General features: G+C 62.5%; 11 protein-coding genes and 1 pseudogene. 6 read left to right on the plus strand and 6 right to left on the minus strand.

Going from position 1 to position 16,367, the window contains the following annotated elements; all coding sequences use genetic code 11:
* The 5 genes and pseudogenes from XANALMUS060_RS15635 to XANALMUS060_RS15655 form a co-directional block, all read right to left on the minus strand.
* A pseudogene (locus XANALMUS060_RS15635) lies at positions 1-198 on the minus strand (hypothetical protein); the annotation flags it as partial.
* A 54-nt stretch (positions 199-252) separates the two neighbouring features.
* On the minus strand, positions 253-540 hold the full coding sequence (locus XANALMUS060_RS15640; protein WP_152640539.1) for a hypothetical protein: 288 nt from the start codon (positions 538-540) through the stop codon (positions 253-255).
* A 282-nt stretch (positions 541-822) separates the two neighbouring features.
* Positions 823-1,110 carry a hypothetical protein gene (locus XANALMUS060_RS15645; RefSeq protein WP_152640539.1) on the minus strand — a complete coding sequence of 96 codons (288 nt, stop codon included), beginning with the start codon at positions 1,108-1,110 and terminating at the stop codon, positions 823-825.
* A gap of 301 nt (positions 1,111-1,411) precedes the next feature.
* Positions 1,412-3,490, minus strand: coding sequence for a S9 family peptidase (locus XANALMUS060_RS15650; RefSeq protein ID WP_045739224.1), 2,079 nt, complete (start codon positions 3,488-3,490; stop codon positions 1,412-1,414).
* Between the two features lie 237 nt (positions 3,491-3,727).
* Entirely contained in the window at positions 3,728-5,686 is a 1,959-nt protein-coding gene (locus XANALMUS060_RS15655; RefSeq protein ID WP_045739225.1) for an oligopeptide transporter, OPT family, read from the minus strand.
* 156 nt (positions 5,687-5,842) lie between these two features.
* On the opposite strand from XANALMUS060_RS15655, the gene XANALMUS060_RS15660 reads away from it, so the two are divergent.
* Together XANALMUS060_RS15660 and XANALMUS060_RS15665 are read left to right on the plus strand one after the other, a co-directional pair.
* Positions 5,843-7,609, plus strand: a complete 1,767-nt coding sequence (locus XANALMUS060_RS15660; RefSeq protein WP_045739226.1) for an oligopeptide:H+ symporter — start codon at positions 5,843-5,845, stop codon at positions 7,607-7,609.
* A gap of 132 nt (positions 7,610-7,741) precedes the next feature.
* The gene (locus tag XANALMUS060_RS15665; protein ID WP_235430544.1) at positions 7,742-9,328 is read left to right on the plus strand and encodes an MBL fold metallo-hydrolase; all 1,587 of its coding nucleotides are present in this window, start codon (positions 7,742-7,744) and stop codon (positions 9,326-9,328) included.
* 109 nt (positions 9,329-9,437) lie between these two features.
* Here the strand turns inward: XANALMUS060_RS15665 and XANALMUS060_RS15670 are convergent, their stop codons facing one another.
* The gene (locus XANALMUS060_RS15670) at positions 9,438-9,656 is read right to left on the minus strand and encodes an MbtH family NRPS accessory protein (protein ID WP_045739227.1); all 219 of its coding nucleotides are present in this window, start codon (positions 9,654-9,656) and stop codon (positions 9,438-9,440) included.
* A 364-nt stretch (positions 9,657-10,020) separates the two neighbouring features.
* Between XANALMUS060_RS15670 and XANALMUS060_RS15675 the strand changes: the two genes are divergently transcribed.
* From XANALMUS060_RS15675 to XANALMUS060_RS15690, 4 genes are all read left to right on the plus strand, one after another.
* Positions 10,021-11,817 (plus strand): alpha/beta fold hydrolase, encoded by a 1,797-nt coding sequence (locus XANALMUS060_RS15675; protein ID WP_045739228.1) that lies wholly within the window; start codon positions 10,021-10,023, stop codon positions 11,815-11,817.
* Between the two features lie 652 nt (positions 11,818-12,469).
* A complete protein-coding gene (gene ectB, locus XANALMUS060_RS15680; protein WP_045739229.1) occupies positions 12,470-13,753 on the plus strand; it encodes a diaminobutyrate--2-oxoglutarate transaminase in 1,284 nt (427 codons plus the stop codon).
* A 270-nt stretch (positions 13,754-14,023) separates the two neighbouring features.
* The gene (locus XANALMUS060_RS15685; RefSeq protein ID WP_235430546.1) at positions 14,024-14,695 is read left to right on the plus strand and encodes an aminotransferase class III-fold pyridoxal phosphate-dependent enzyme; all 672 of its coding nucleotides are present in this window, start codon (positions 14,024-14,026) and stop codon (positions 14,693-14,695) included.
* A gap of 791 nt (positions 14,696-15,486) precedes the next feature.
* Positions 15,487-16,290 carry a cyclic nucleotide-binding domain-containing protein gene (locus XANALMUS060_RS15690; protein WP_045739230.1) on the plus strand — a complete coding sequence of 268 codons (804 nt, stop codon included), beginning with the start codon at positions 15,487-15,489 and terminating at the stop codon, positions 16,288-16,290.
* Positions 16,291-16,367: the final 77 nt, after the last annotated feature.

The following is a 16,367-nucleotide window of genomic DNA, read 5'->3' on the forward strand; positions in this document are numbered from 1 at the left end:
CAGGTGCGGTGGCCACGCGGGTTTGCGCTTGGGTTGCACCGGCAATCCGCCAGGTGGCAGTGGCCCAAGCTCGGCGCGCACCCGCGCATTGATGATGGCCATATCGCGCAGGAGCTGCAGATCGTGCAGCCGATCGCGCACTTTGAGTTTGCGCGGGCGATAGGGGTTGTCGCTGTGATCGTCGGTGTCCTGGCTCATCGCGCGTGACCTCTCCTTTTGATTTTGAGCAACTCCCCCAACACACCTGTGATCTTACGCCACAAGAATGTGCAGGAAATTCATGCATGGGTTGAACAACGCAATCAGCACGCTCAGCCAAGCAAGCAGCGTTACGTCGAAACCCAGCGCACCAGCCAGCTCACTCTTGCCCACATAGGGCAGATAGGCAGGCTGGTGGATGAGTTTGGAATACTTTATCCAAGTATTCGGCACCAGCAGGCTATGCACGCTCAACCGCGTCCGCCATCCTCGGCCGGCGAGGTACAGGCCCGCCATCGCCAGGAATAAAACACCGACACCAGCCGATTTGATTCCTTTCATTGCTGCCTCCATCCCTGTATCGCCGCATTGAAACCGCATGCTGCGCCAGGTACGGCATGACTGTCAACGCCAGGTATGGAAAAACCGTCAATTTCACGCCATGCAATGTCAGCGACCGATTGCGGCGCTGCCTCAGGCTCCGCTTGCGGAGTAATTGCGTGCCGCGCGCCCATTGAGTTTGCGCGGGCGATAGGGGTTGTCGCTGTGATCGTCGGTGTCCTGGCTCATCGCGCGTGACCTCTCCTTTTGATTTTGAGCAACTCCCCCAACACACCTGTGATCTTACGCCACAAGAATGTGCAGGAAATTCATGCATGGGTTGAACAACGCAATCAGCACGCTCAGCCAAGCAAGCAGCGTTACGTCGAAACCCAGCGCACCAGCCAGCTCACTCTTGCCCACATAGGGCAGATAGGCAGGCTGGTGGATGAGTTTGGAATACTTTATCCAAGTATTCGGCACCAGCAGGCTATGCACGCTCAACCGCGTCCGCCATCCTCGGCCGGCGAGGTACAGGCCCGCCATCGCCAGGAATAAAACACCGACACCAGCCGATTTGATTCCTTTCATTGCTGCCTCCATCCCTGTATCGCCGCATTGAAACCGCATGCTGCGCCAGGTACGGCATGACTGTCAACGCCAGGTATGGAAAAACCGTCAATTTCACGCCATGCAATGTCAGCGACCGATTGCGGCGCTGCCTCAGGCTCCGCTTGCGGAGTAATTGCGTGCCGCGCGCCCATTGACGGGAAATCGCGCGGTTGCGGTGCGACTTGCTTGAAGAAGTCCGCCATCAGGCGGCGTGCCGGCCCGATGGCGGATATTACGGATGCGCTCTACGGGAATGCGGGATCGGCCTCCCCGATTGCATTCATTCCCCGAGATGCTGCTTCAACCATCCATTGACGGTGTCGTGCCACAAAATGCTGTTCTGCGGCTTGAGCACCCAATGATTCTCATCTGGGAAATACAGAAACTTGGATTCGATGCCTTTGCGCTGTAATGCGCCGAACGCCGCCAAGCCCTGCTCCATCGGAATACGGAAATCCTGCTGGCCGTGAATCACCAGCATCGGTACTTTCCATTTATCCACGTGCGTAATCGGGTTGAACTTTTCGTAGCCAGCCGGGTTCTGCCATGGTGTGCCGCCATTTTCCCATTCGCTGAACCACAGTTCCTCGGTGGCATACCCCATCATGCGGTTGTCGAACACGCCATCGTGATCGACCAGGCACTTCCAGGGTTGATTCCAGTTGCCGGCCATCCAGTACACCATGTAGCCGCCGTAGCTGGCGCCGAGCGCGCAGGCTTTATTGCCATTGAGGAAACGATATTTTTTCTGCGCCGCCTCCCAGCCTTTTTGCAGGTCTTCCAGCGGGCGGTCGCCCCAGTGCTGGCTGATCGCGTCGGTGAAAGCCTGGCCGTAGCCGGTGGAACCGTGGAAGTCGATCATCACCACGGCGTAGCCCTGCCCCGCATATGTCTGCGGGTTCCAGCGGTAACTCCAGCCGTTGCCGAACGTGCCTTGCGGGCCGCCGTGGATGAGGAACGCGACCGGATAGGTCTTGCCTTCCTGGTAGTTGTACGGCTTGACCACGTAGCCGTGCACGGTGTCGTTGTTCCAGCCCTTGAACGCGAACTGCTCGTAGTCGCCGAAGGCCACACCGGGCAGCAGCTCGCTGGCGCTGGGAGTGATGGCACGGGCGTGCTGACCATCGGCGTCGGCGACGACAATCTGGTCGCCGCTCTTGAGGCTGTCATGGGTGAAGGCCAAGGTGTCGCCGGCCACCACCGGTGTGCCGATGGTCCCGTCGGCGACGAGGCGACGGACCTGGCCGCTGGCGAGATCGACCGCGAACAGCGGATGCTGGCCGATGTCGTCGGCGGTGGTGTAGAGGCTGGCGCCGTTGGCCGAGAGTACGATGCCGGTCGCCGAACGGTCCCACTGCGGGGCGATCGCGCGGGTCTTGCCGCTGGCCACGTCCATCGCCATCAGCTCGAATCGGTCGGCTTCGAAACCGGGGCGTTTCATCGCGCGGTAGTACAGGGTCTTACCGTCGGCGGAGAAGACCGGGCCGGCATCCCAGGCCGGATTGGATGCGGTCAGATTGACCGGTGCCGCCTTGCCGGCCGGGTCCAGTCGATACAGGTCGAAGTTGGTCGACCAGGGCTCCTGGCGGCCCGCCACGCGCACGCTGGCGACCAGCGATTGTCCGTCCGGCGCCCAGGTGTAGTCCTCGCCACCGCCGAACGGCTTGGACGGGACGTCGCCGTCCAGGGTGACACTGACCGCCTTGGCGGCGATCACCGGCTTGGCCTTGGCCGCATTGGCCGCACTCGGCAGCGCGGCGACGAACAGGCTATTGCGGCGGCCATCGTTCCATGTATCCCAGTGGCGCACGAACAGATGATCGAATACCTCGCCGCTGGCCTTGGCCTGTTTCTTGGCGTCCAGACGTTTCTGGGTGCAACCCAGGTCCGAGAGGCAGTCCTGGAACACGGCGGCACTGAAGGCAAGGCGGTCGCCCTGCGGCGCGACGTGGTAGCTGTCCACATCCAGCGGCACATCGGTGAGCTGACGCGGCGTGCCACCGGCCAGCGGCAGCGCGTACACCTGTTGTCGGCCAGACTTGGCGCTGAGGAAGTACACGGTCTTGCCGTCGGCCGACAGCTCCGGTGTATTGACGTTCCAGCCCTCCGGGGTCAAGCGCTTGGGCGTGGCCGCGTCGCCGCCGCGCAGATCACGCAGCCACAGCGCGGTGCTGGCCTTGTCGGTGCTCTTGTCCATCTGCCGCTTGGCGAAGATCACGCTGCGGCCATCGGAGGTCAACAACGGCGAGGACACCCGATCCAGCGCCACCATATCGCGGACATCGAAACCGCGAGGGGCCGCCAGCGCGGGCAACGCGGTCAGCAGGGCCAAGGGCAGCAGGGCATAGCGCAAGATCATCGAGGGGGTCTCCGGAGCGGGGCAAAAATTTGATGGTAGGCGTGGTGGGGGGCGTGGCGCAAAGAGCATGCAGTCATGGCAAAACGCTGAACTGGGGCGTGCCCGAGGGAAGCTGTGAATGAGGCGAACAGCCGTGCGGCGTCGACCCGCATGGCGCACGTCGGCGCGGCTGCGCCAGCCGCACACCCGCCACGCGGCAGAGATGAGCGGCGACGGCACAACGCCATGGCGCAGGCCTCACCGCTGCGGCGGAGCAGCCACTTCCCCCTTGCGGCCAGTACGGTAGAGCAAGCCACCGACGAGCGCGAGCAGGGCAAGGCCGTACCACTGGTTCAGATGGAATGCGCCCGGCAGCGCAAGCACGTCGGCACGGCCGGAGAGCACGATCGGCACGGCGATGGCGATCCCCATCAACGCCTCGCCGGTAATCAGGCCGGCGGAGAACAGCACGCCGGGACGATGCACGCGGTCGCGCCCGGCTTCGTCGTCGGCGTGGATGTGGTGGAAGCGCTCGACCAGATGCGCGATCAGGCCACCGAGAAAAATCGGCACCATCAGCTCCAGCGGCAGGTAGATGCCGATGGCCGCCGCCAGCACCGGCGCACGGAAGCGCTTGCCGGTCCGCTTGAGCCACCCATCCACGGCAATGATCGCCGCACCAACCCCCATGCCGATCCAGATCATGGTCCAGGGCAGTTCGCCGCCGAACAAGCCCTTGGCCACCGATGCCATCAGCGTGGCTTGCGGCGCGGCCAGCGCATTGGGATGCTGCGGTGTCGCCGCACCGATGCCATAGGCCTGTGCCAGCAGGTTCAAGACCGGGGCCATGATCAACGCGCAGGAGAACGCGCCGATGGCCAGCATCAATTGCTGTTTCCACGGCGTCGCCCCGACCAAATAGCCGGCTTTCAGATCCTGCAGGTTGTCGCCACCGACCGCGGCGGCGCAGCACACCACCGCCCCGATCATGATCGCGGCGACCGCGCCGATGGGCGAATCGCGACCGAGCAGCAGCACCAGCACCGCCGAGGCGAACAAAATGGTGGAGATGGTGATGCCCGATACCGGATTGTTCGACGAGCCGATCAAACCCGCCAGGTACCCGGAGACCGAGACGAACAAAAAGCCGGCGACGATCATGATGACCGTCATCGGCACGCTGACATGCCACTGGCCAACGATGGTCTGGTACAGGACCAGCAGCGGCAGCGTGCACAGCAACAGCGCCAGCAGCATCCACTTCATCGGCAGGTCGCGATCGGTGTCGGCGACGACGTTGCCGTCGCTGCGCTTGCGCGCGGCGGCGAAGCCGCTCTTGATTCCGGACAGTAGCGAGCGACGCAGCGAGAACAGCGTCCACACGCCGCCGATCAGCATGGCGCCCACGCCGAGGTAGCGCACTTTGGCGGCCCAGATGCCGAACGCCGCCTCGGCCGCCGACGCGCCCGCCAGGCTGTGCGCCAGCACCGGGTCGGTGCCCATGAAATACTGCTGGTACAGCGGGATGGCCAGATGCCAGGACAGGATCGAGCCGAACAGCACCACGATGCCGACGTTCAGTCCGACGATGTAACCCACGCCCAGCAATGCCGGCGACAGGCTGGTGCCGACGTAGCCGACCATCTTGCTGCCAGCCAGATAAGCCGCCTGCGCCCAGGTATCGGGAATGACCTTCAAACCACTGGCCGCGCCGAGTTTGACCAGCCCGCCGATGGCGGCCGACACGCTCAGGATCTTCAGCCCGGGACCGGGGTTCTCGCCGGCCTTGAGGACTTCCGCGGCAGCCTTGCCCTCGGGAAACGGCAGCGGATCCTCGACGATCATCGCCCGGCGCAGCGGCACCGAGAACAACACCCCGAGCAGGCCGCCCATGCCCGCGATGCCCAGCACCCACCAATACTTGAAGTCCGGCCAGTAGCCCATGATGACCAGCGCCGGGATGGTGAAGATCACCCCGGCCGCAATCGACGAGCCGGCCGATGCGCCGGTCTGCACGATGTTGTTTTCCAGTATGGTGCCGCCGCCGAGCAGGCGCAGCACACCCATCGACACCACCGCCGCCGGAATTGCGGTGGCGATGGTCAGCCCGGCGAACAGACCGAGATAGGCATTGGCGGCGGACAGCACCACGGCCAGCACAATCGCCAGCACGACCGCACGGAAGGTGAGCTGACGCGGCGCGGCAGTGGTCTTCATGGTAATCCCCGAAACGAAAAACGCCCCGCACGCTAGCGGCTGGAGCGTGGCAAGTCCAGTGCGTGGGCACTCGGCTGGCGGCACACACCGCGCGCATAGCAGGCAAAAGCGGCGGCGGACATAATACTGCGCGGTTGCTGCCTGTTGAGATCCGCTGTGCCTGTGTCCTCGCTCCCGCTGCGCGATACGCGCGACGACTTCCTTGGTCATCCCAAGGGCGTCTACGTCTGTTTCTTCACCGAGATGTGGGAACGTTTTTCCTTCTACGGGATGAAGGCGTTGTTGCTGCTGTACCTGACCAAATACCACCTGTTCGGCGACAAGGCCGGGCTCGACCTGCTCGGCGCCTACGGTGGACTGGTGTACTGCGTGCCGGTGCTGGGCGGGTTGCTCGCCGACCGCTGGCTGGGCATGCGCAAGGCGGTTGTGTTCGGCGGTCTGTTACTGGTGCTCGGCCACCTGGGCATGGCGTTCGAGGGCCATGCCGCCACCCGGGTGCAGGGCGTGGTCGTGCGTGATACCGCGTCGTTGGGGGTGACCTATCTGTCGCTGGCGCTGATCATCATGGGCGTGGGCTTCCTCAAGCCGAACATCTCCACCATCGTCGGCAAGCTCTATTGCGCAGACGATCCGCGCCGCGATGCCGGGTTCTCGCTGTTCTATGCCGGGATCAATCTCGGCGCGCTGTTCGCCTCGCTGGTCTGCGGCTTCCTCGGCGAAGCCTATGGCTGGCGCTACGGTTTCGGCGCCGCCGGCATCGGCATGTTGCTCGGCCTGGGCATGTTCCTGTGGGGGCAGAAATATCTGCACGGGCATGCCGAACCGGCACAGCCGGCGCTGCTGCGCGAACGCGTGCTCGGGCTGCAACGCGAATGGGCCATTTACCTGACGGCGGTGCTGGGCGTGGTCCCGGTCGCCGCACTGATGTGGGCCGCGGCCAACGGTGCCTTCAGCCTGGGCGGGGAAATCTCGCTGGCCTTGTTGCTGATGCTGCTGGTGCTCGGCGCGGTGCTGTTGTGGTTCGCCTGGTTTACCGGCACGCAATGCACCCCGGCACAGCGCCAGCAGATGATCGCGCTGATGGTGCTGATCGCCATGGCGCTGGTGTATTTCACCCTGTACGAGCAGACCTATGGGTCGTGGGTCACCTTCAGCGACCGATTGATGACCAAGGACATCGTGCCGATGCTGGTGATCCGCGACGGCACGCCGCTGCCATGGTCGATCGCCTCGCTGTTGCTGGCGCCGCTGGGCTTCATGCTGGCCGCCGTGCTCTCCGAGCGCCGCCCAGGCTCAGCCGCGCCGCGCACGCTGTTCGTCGCGGTCAGTGCGTTGATGCTGCTGTTCCTGCTCCGCGACTGCCTGGTGTTACCGCAGACCGCCGGTTCGCTGACCTACCTGGGGGCGCTGTTCCTGGTGCTGCTGGCGCCGCTGTTCGCGGCGCTATGGGCGTGGCTGGCGCGGCACGGGTGCGAACCGTCCAAGCCGGCCAAGTCGGCGCTGGGCCTGCTGCTGGCCGGGCTCTCGTTCATCCCGTTGGCGCTGGCCGCGCAGCAGGTCGGCGCCAGCGGGCAGGTCGCCAGCGTCTGGTGGCTGGTGCTGGCCTACTTCGTGCTGGAGATCGGCGAGATGTGCCTGTCGCCGGTCGGCCTATCGGCGGTGAGCCAGCTTGCGGTGCCGCGCGTGGTCAGCCTGATGATGGGCACTTGGTTCCTGGCGACCGCGTTCTCGGAGACGCTGGCGGCGCTGTTCGGCAAGCTGGCTGCGATCGAGGTGCCGGATGGTCAGTCGCTCGACCTCGCCGACGCCGCCGCCAAGTACGCGCATCTGTTCTGGCTCATGCTGTGGATCGGCGCGGGCTGTGCGGTGCTGGCCTTCCTCGCCGCCCCGCTATTGCGGCGGATGATGCACGGGGTGCGCTAGTCCCCAAGCGCACCTGGCCTGCGGCGTGTCGCGCGGCGACAAGCCGCTGCAACAATGGTGTAAGCCAACGCGCGGCCTGGAATGCCACACTGCACGCCCCCCCCTGCCGCACGTTTCTAGTCAGGCCCGCTCATGATGACATCCCCCTGGTTCCGGCTCTCCGAACATGTCCGTCTGCTTCCGCGCGTCAACGGATGGTTTGCGCATCCGTATCTGATCTCGCCGTTGACCTTCGGCCTGTACACGCAACACTCGCATCTATCGATGATGGAGTCGTTTCTTGAGGATCCGCAGCAGCACCGCGCGGCGCTGCGCGAGCCAGACATGCGCGGCGGCCCCTTCATCGATCATGCCGGCGATGTGGCCGACATCCGCGCCTTCCGCGACCAGACCCTACAACGCTGCGCGACGCAGTTGCAGTATGCCGATGCGATCAGCGCGGTCTACAGTGTGTTGCAGAGCCAGGCCAAGGGTGCGGGCCTGGCCGGGCTATACGCCAAGTTCGACCCGCTGATTCGCGACAAGCTGGAAATCTTCTACGACGTCAGCAAGCAGCCTGGCGTGCGCTTCATGGAGCGTCAGTTCTACGCCAGCAGCGCTTACGACCCCAGCCTGCAAAGTGCGGTGCTGGAACCGGTCAGCGACCAGGAGCGCGCGTTCGCGCTCAGCACACCGCAATTGCCGTCGGCCGCCGGCTCGCTGGAATTGAACGCGCCGTTCGCCGACCCGTTCTGGGACCAGTTATGCGGCGGAATGGCCGATGCCGAGGCGCTGATCGATCTGATCCTGGCTTACGCGCCGAACGGCACCACGCGCGAGGACGCCCGCGCGTTGCTGACCGACGCGCCGCTGCCCGAACATCCGGCCCCGGACGAGGTGCGCGTGCGTTACTTCGGCCATGCCTGCGTGCTGATCGAAGGCGCGGGCGTGAGCATCCTGATCGATCCGCTGATCAGCTATCCGGGCGAATGCGCCATCGACCATTTCACCTTCGACGATCTACCGGCGAAGATCGATTACCTGCTGATTACCCATCCGCACCAGGACCATGTGGTGATGGAATCGCTGCTGCGCATCCGTCACCGCGTCGGCACCGTGGTGGTGGGACGCGCCGGCGGCGGCGATTTGCAGGATATCTCGCTGAAGCTGTGCCTGGAGCAATGCGGCTTTGCCCATGTGGTGGAACTGGCCGACTACGAGGAACTGCGCTTCCCGCGCGGAAGAATCGTCGGCGCGCCGTTCTACGGCGAGCATGCGGATCTGGATATCCGCGCCAAACTGGTTCACGCAGTGGAATTGGACGGCAAGGTCTGCGTGCTGTTCGCCGACTCGCGTCCACCGATGGTCGAATGCTATGCGCAACTGAAAGCCATGTTCCCGAAGATCCACTGCATGTTCCTGGGCATGGAGTGCGTCGGCGCGCCGGCGACGTGGCTGTATGGCCCGCTGCTGCAGAAGATGCTGACCCGTGGCGAGGACCAGTCGCGCCGACTCGATGGCTGCGACCACGCACTGGCCAGTGCGCTGCAGGCGTTCTTCCTACCCGAGCGGCTCTACGTCTACGCCATGGGTGCCGAACCTTGGGTCACCCATATCACCAGCATCCTGTATTCGGAGGATCTGCCGCAATTTCGCGAAGCACGCCAATTGGAAGCGACCGCGCGCGCGGCGGGTCACCATGCCGAACTGCTGTTCGGCCGTTGCGAGATCACCCTCTGACCCAGGCACAGCCCATATCCGATGCACACGGTGACTTGCGCGCCAACGCGATGGCGCCCCCTGCCCCTCCTAACGGCACACGCCGTCAGGAGGGAGACAGATATGACGCTCAGTGCCCCACCGCCGCCATCGCGTCGCGCAGGCTTTTCGGGCGCATATCGGTCCAGTGCTGGTTGACATAATCCAAGCAGACCTGCTTCGGATTCGGCCCGAACACCACCGTCCATCCGTTCGGGACGTCGGCATCATCAGACCACAATGCGTATTGTTCCTCGTGGTTGATCACCACGACGTAGTTCTGATCTTGTTCGTCGTCTTGGATTGACATGTGTGCTTCCTCCGGGGATGAGTGGCGACATGATGAGTCGCGGCATGTTGCAGGCATCTGACAATGCGCGGGTCGCCGGCAGCACGTTCGGCGCGCCCATCAATGTTGTCCGATCACACGCCCGGCACGATACCGTGGACACACAGATTCTGCAGCGTCGGCGCGCCAATGAGGTTCAGCCCCGTGATCACGAACCCTTACAAGTAAAACCGATCAATGCCTTGAAGAATGCGCTTTCGATACATCGCAGGAATTCATCTACGCTTGGGGCGTCGCTGACACCGGCTCTTCGAGCTTGGCGAACATTCGCCGACAGCGCTATGGTTGATGCTCACTGCCAATCGCCCACCACTGTTTCCATCACATGCTCGCACACCCCACATCACGTCAGCAGGCCAATCCGCTGCTCGGCGGACCCCAGGCACGGGACAGCCATGCGCTTGCCATCCGCTCCCAAGGCACACGTCCGCCGCTATTCGTGGTGCCGACCGGCGCCGCAGATATCGCCTACGCCTTCGCGCTGGCAGAACATCTCGACGCGGACATCCCGGTCTATGCCCTGCCCTGGCCAGGCCCATTACCGACCATGCTGGAAACGCTGGCCGCGCAGATGGTCCAGATGATCCGCGCGGTGCAGCCACACGGGCCCTATCAGCTGCTCGGTGACTCCTCCGGCGGCCTGCTCGCCTATGCCATCGCCCAGCACTTGGGCATGCACGACGAGCCGGTGTCCTTCCTGGGCTTACTCGATTGCCAATGCCCTGACCGCGCGGCGGATCCGACCATGCTAGAGGACGCATCCAAACAGCATCTGCTCGCACGCATGCAACGGCTATTGCAGCAGGCGCCGGATCACGACGCGACCATCCAAGCGGCGTTGGAAGACCTGCTTACAAAAGCAGAACAGGCATCGTTACAGGAGCTGGCCGCGCATGCCCATGCAGATCGGCGATTGCACGATCTGGCCGCTCACGAGCAGACCAGCCTGGAGCAGATTTTCGCCACCAGCCAAATGCACGCAACGCTCCAACGCATGTGGCGCACGTACTGGGTGCAGCCGCTTGCCGCACACTGCCCACTGACGGTATTCCATGCGTCCGAGCCCTTGCCCAAGGACACCTCGCTCGGCTGGACACGGCTGTTACCTGCACGCCAAGTACAATCGGCGGCCGTCCCCGGCACGCATGTCTCGCTGATCGAGACCGAACACCTGCCGCGCCTGGGTCACTGCGTGTCGGAAGCGCTCCGCGCGTGCGAATCCACTGTTGCGGCATCGGCATACGCCTCCGCAGTCACGCTGCAATCGGGGCACGCGACAGCACCCTTTGTCGTCTGTGTGCCGGGCGCGGGCGACAGCATGACCGGTTTCGTCGAGCTGAGCAGCGCGCTGGGACACAGCTGCCACGTGATCGGCATGCAGCCGCGCGGCACCGACGGCAATTGCCCGCCGTTTGGCTCGGTGGAACTTGCCGCACAGCACTATCTCGACGCCTTGCCCAGTAGTGCGAACAATGCCTCCGCGCTACATCTGATCGGTCATTCTTTCGGCGGCTGGGTGGTGCTGGAGATGGCATTGCGTCTGCATGCCCTCGGCCGGCCGCCCGCCAGCCTGACCTTGATCGACACCCGTCCCCCGCATCGCAACCTGGCTCCGCACGACTGCAAGCGCGACATCATCGTGGACTATTTCCTCGACGCGTTGCAGATGCGTGTGCGCACGCCAATGAACATCGACCGTCAGGCGCTGCATCGTCTCGGCCAGGATGCATTGATTCAATCGGTGCATCGAATCATGGTCGAACATGGGCTGATGCCGCCGCGCTCGCGCAGCGAGGCGATCCGCGGCAGCCTGACCACGTTCGCTCAGTGCTGCCGGACCACCTACACACCTGCCCGGACCTATCCAGGCACCTTGCATCTGGTGCTTGTCGACAACGCCCTGCACGAAAAAACGCAACTGGCCGACACGTATCAGGGGCTGAGCGAAGCTTGGACCGCCCATGCCGCCGATCTACGCCCCTGGCACGGCCCCGGCAATCACATGACCGTACTTGCCAAACCGCATAGCCAGACCTTGGCCGAGTGGTGGATGTCCAGCGTGCGCGACGCACCGACCACCACAACAGCCTCCGGCTTTCCTGCTGCGACCTCCTACAGGTAATCACACGACTGCGCACTTCGCGTTACACAGCCGCTCCGCCAGGTCCAATGGGAGATCGTCATCGCGGGAAGCAGGATGGGGACGCATCTTTGCCAGTCATGCTCTGGCTGCCTGGCACGCGTCACTCCTGCGCGCACTGTTCGACCCGTCCTCGCCCTTGAATGCCCGATAGAACGCGCGCTTACTCCAGCCCAAGGCACACGCGATGCTCTCCGGGGAACGCTCGGGGTCGCGCACATTGCGTTCGACAAACTGCCCCACCATCTCCCGCGACGGCCGGTTGAGTTCGAACTGTAGCTACGCGACGCCGCGCCAATACCTTCATGTCTCCCAAGCACGCCAGCATTTGCATCTGCATAGGCGAGATCCTGTCAGTGACCCCAATACGCTCATCAGACACAACACAAGATTCTTTCCGACGACCACAGAAAGAACATCCGCCTACAAAAAAAACATCTTACCGTCACATAGCGGTCAATACATGGACCGATACTTGGCCCAGCAAGTAAAAAGTGAACACATCAAGCGCGATAACACGAGCATAGCAACGACTGCGGCCAGTTACCCGGGCCGAGCAGAACATGCGACAGCATATTCACAACACCAAGCGTACTTAAGCACACGCCACCTTCGCTACACGATAGAGACCCACATGAGCGATCCTCGCTTGATATTCCAACGCCACGAATCCAACGTCCGCAGCTACTGCCGCTCGTTTGATGCCATGTTCGTCCGCGCATCGGGAAGCCTGATGTTCGATGCACAGGGTCGTCGCTACATCGACTTCCTAGCCGGCTGCGGCTCGCTCAATTACGGACACAACGATCCAGACATGGCCGAGGCGCTGATCGCGCACCTACACAATGGCGGCTTGGCGCTCTCGCTGGATATGTACTCGCAGGCAAAGCACGATTTCATCGATGCTTTCGTGGAAAGAATCCTCAAGCCGCGCGGACTTACCCACCGCCTGCAGTTCACCGGCCCGACCGGTACCAATGCAGTCGAAGCCGCACTCAAGCTGGCACGCAAGATTACTGGGCGTCACAACGTCATTGCCTTCAGTAATGCCTACCATGGCCTATCGATGGGAGCACTGGCGACGACCGGCAATCGCCACCATCGCATGGAACTAGCGCACACCGGCGTCACCCGATTGCCCTACGACGGCTATCTCGGCGAGAGCGTGGATAGCGCCGCTTTGCTGGAAGGCATGCTCGACGACCCCTCCGGCGGCATCGATCCACCCGCAGCGATCATCCTGGAACTGGTGCAAGGCGAAGGCGGGCTCAATGTGGCGTCCACGCCCTGGTTGCGCCGCATATTCGCCGCTGCCCGCCGCCACGGCGCGCTGGTCATCGTCGACGATGTCCAGGCAGGTTGCGGACGCAGCGGAGGCTTCTTCAGTTTCGATGGGCTGGACCTGGTCCCAGACCTGATCGTACTGTCCAAATCCCTATCCGGTTTCGGCCTGCCATTCTCGCTACTGCTGGTCGCACCCGAGCATGACCAATGGCGTCCTGGCCAACACAACGGCACCTTCCGCGGCAACAACCATGCGATGCTGACCGCCAGCGTCGCGCTGCATAAATTCTGGGCCGACGACACATTCGCCACGCAAGCGGCAGCGCGTGGTCAGCGCGTGACCGAAGCACTGACGCGGATCGCCGCGCAGGTGCCGGGGGCACGCGTCAAGGGGCGCGGCATGTTCATGGGGGTAGATGTCGGGACCACTCAACTCGCCGCCTCTGCACGCGCGAATGCGTTCAAACATGGCTTGGTGATCGAAAGCGCTGGCCCGAACGACGAAGTACTGAAAGTGATGGCTCCGTTGACCACACCCGATGCCCTGCTGGATGAGGGCCTGGACATTCTTGCGCAGGCAGTGCTACATGCCTACGCGGGGACACAACGGCTCAAACTGAGCCGGGTTGCATAAAGTCTCATGGCGCGCTCCAAGCAGCGTTCGGTGAACCCGTTCTGTGGCTGACACCGACGGCCTTGGGCGTTACACAGAAAGCCGGCCATCATGTTGCACTGGCTCTACCGCCAGTGCGTCGTGTTCGTTCATGCTTACCTGTTATCGTCCACAGCCGTAGGACGCCTAGAATCTCATCTGATCGGCGCACGTCTCGGACTTTCCTTCGCAGCGATTGACGCTCCGGTCGAGACAAGGCAGCCGCCCGCACTTCAGGCACGCTGGCCCAAAATGAAAAGCCCCGCAACGCGTGGCTTTGTGGCGTCCACGCCCTGGTTGCGCCGCATATTCGCCGCTGCCCGCCGCCACGGCGCGCTGGTCATCGTCGACGATGTCCAGGCAGGTTGCGGACGCAGCGGAGGCTTCTTCAGTTTCGATGGGCTGGACCTGGTCCCAGACCTGATCGTACTGTCCAAATCCCTATCCGGTTTCGGCCTGCCATTCTCGCTACTGCTGGTCGCACCCGAGCATGACCAATGGCGTCCTGGCCAACACAACGGCACCTTCCGCGGCAACAACCATGCGATGCTGACCGCCAGCGTCGCGCTGCATAAATTCTGGGCCGACGACACATTCGCCACGCAAGCGGCAGCGCGTGGTCAGCGCGTGACCGAAGCACTGACGCGGATCGCCGCGCAGGTGCCGGGGGCACGCGTCAAGGGGCGCGGCATGTTCATGGGGGTAGATGTCGGGACCACTCAACTCGCCGCCTCTGCACGCGCGAATGCGTTCAAACATGGCTTGGTGATCGAAAGCGCTGGCCCGAACGACGAAGTACTGAAAGTGATGGCTCCGTTGACCACACCCGATGCCCTGCTGGATGAGGGCCTGGACATTCTTGCGCAGGCAGTGCTACATGCCTACGCGGGGACACAACGGCTCAAACTGAGCCGGGTTGCATAAAGTCTCATGGCGCGCTCCAAGCAGCGTTCGGTGAACCCGTTCTGTGGCTGACACCGACGGCCTTGGGCGTTACACAGAAAGCCGGCCATCATGTTGCACTGGCTCTACCGCCAGTGCGTCGTGTTCGTTCATGCTTACCTGTTATCGTCCACAGCCGTAGGACGCCTAGAATCTCATCTGATCGGCGCACGTCTCGGACTTTCCTTCGCAGCGATTGACGCTCCGGTCGAGACAAGGCAGCCGCCCGCACTTCAGGCACGCTGGCCCAAAATGAAAAGCCCCGCAACGCGTGGCTTTTTTGGAAGAGCGAGCGAGAATCGCCCCACGGCATCACATAAGTCACTGGTATTGAATTCCTGTCTCCCCCTCCAGGGGACATGCCCGACAGCTGGCGATGCCAGACACCTCATCGCCATCACCCAACAGCCCGCCCTCGCCAGGGTTGACTGACTCTCAGCACCCCTGATCCACAGCATTCGTGGCGCACATATCATCGGCATGTCGAGCCCTTCTTCAAACACTTTCCATTTTTCTTCCACATCAATAACTTGGCGTTTTTTTTGCTATTTTTTTACACGAATCCCTGCAGCCCCTAACTGATCTACATCAATAGATTCGTCTTAGTCTTGATCTAAGCTCAACACTACCGGGCCAGTCCGGTTGAAGGATGACGTCTATCTCGCCGCATGCCTTCAACCTTCACCATTCGTCGCTCTCTTAAAACGACGGATCAGCATTATGGTGTATTCATTTAAATCGTCATTACATTATCTACATCTGCAGAAGAGACCATGAAGCATCGCCCCCTGCCTTTTGACCCAATCGATTTGCGTCAGCTCAAACGCAGTTGCAGCCATTGCGCGTTAAGCAAAGTGTGTCTTCCTGCAGGAATCAACCAGGCCGATCTGGAACGCCTGGATATGGCCGTCCGCGACAAGCGACTGCTTGAACGCGGTGACCATCTGTATCGCCAAGGCGAGATATTTCACTCACTGTATGTTGTGCGATCAGGCTCACTCAAGACCGTCGTGGAAAGCCACGAGGGCGACGCACAGATATTGGGATTCCATTTACCTGGCGAATTGATCGGCGTTGACGCACTGGCTGACGATCACCATCTTTGTGGCGCCGAAGCCTTAGAGCGAACCAGCATCTGCGAGCTGCCGTATATACAGCTACAGAAAGTAATGGCCGAGGTGCCGTTGCTGCAACACCAACTGATGCGCGCAATCAGCCGGGATGTGGCCGCCGAACAGCGTCATCTGGTGATGATGGGGCGCCCGCAGGCGCAGGAGCGACTCGCTATTTTTCTGCGCAACCTCTCAGAACGCTATGGCCGACTGTCGCGCGATGCCAAGACCCTGACACTGACGATGTCGCGCTACGACATCGCTAATTATCTCGGCCTTGCAGTTGAAACGATCAGCCGTCTATTCACCCGGATGGAGGCAGCCGGCGTACTGGCGGTGAATCGAAAAACCGTATCCATCCTCAAAGCCGATATCCTCATGGCCATGCACGACAATCAGGACAGTAGCAAAAAAGCAACGGGCATCTCGAAAGGAAAAAAACACGTGACCTCCTCCCCGCGTTAGGCCCTCGCAGAACTGGAAAATTCGGCTTTGGGTGGGGAAGTGAATTGGGCGGCAAACTCGGCCGGCGGGACACGTCG

Source organism: Xanthomonas sp. MUS 060, assembly GCF_000963215.1.
In the GTDB taxonomy this organism is placed as follows: Bacteria; Pseudomonadota; Gammaproteobacteria; order Xanthomonadales; family Xanthomonadaceae; genus Xanthomonas_A.

Coding starts and splice junctions, on each gene's coding strand:
- XANALMUS060_RS15640 (WP_152640539.1), bottom strand. CDS start 540: ATGAAAGGAATCAAATCGGCTGGTGTCGGTGTTTTATTCCTGGCGATG.
- XANALMUS060_RS15645 (WP_152640539.1), bottom strand. CDS start 1,110: ATGAAAGGAATCAAATCGGCTGGTGTCGGTGTTTTATTCCTGGCGATG.
- XANALMUS060_RS15650 (WP_045739224.1), bottom strand. CDS start 3,490: ATGATCTTGCGCTATGCCCTGCTGCCCTTGGCCCTGCTGACCGCGTTG.
- XANALMUS060_RS15655 (WP_045739225.1), bottom strand. CDS start 5,686: ATGAAGACCACTGCCGCGCCGCGTCAGCTCACCTTCCGTGCGGTCGTG.
- XANALMUS060_RS15665 (WP_235430544.1), top strand. CDS start 7,742: ATGATGACATCCCCCTGGTTCCGGCTCTCCGAACATGTCCGTCTGCTT.
- XANALMUS060_RS15670 (WP_045739227.1), bottom strand. CDS start 9,656: ATGTCAATCCAAGACGACGAACAAGATCAGAACTACGTCGTGGTGATC.
- XANALMUS060_RS15675 (WP_045739228.1), top strand. CDS start 10,021: ATGCTCGCACACCCCACATCACGTCAGCAGGCCAATCCGCTGCTCGGC.
- ectB (WP_045739229.1), top strand. CDS start 12,470: ATGAGCGATCCTCGCTTGATATTCCAACGCCACGAATCCAACGTCCGC.
- XANALMUS060_RS15685 (WP_235430546.1), top strand. CDS start 14,024: ATGAAAAGCCCCGCAACGCGTGGCTTTGTGGCGTCCACGCCCTGGTTG.
- XANALMUS060_RS15690 (WP_045739230.1), top strand. CDS start 15,487: ATGAAGCATCGCCCCCTGCCTTTTGACCCAATCGATTTGCGTCAGCTC.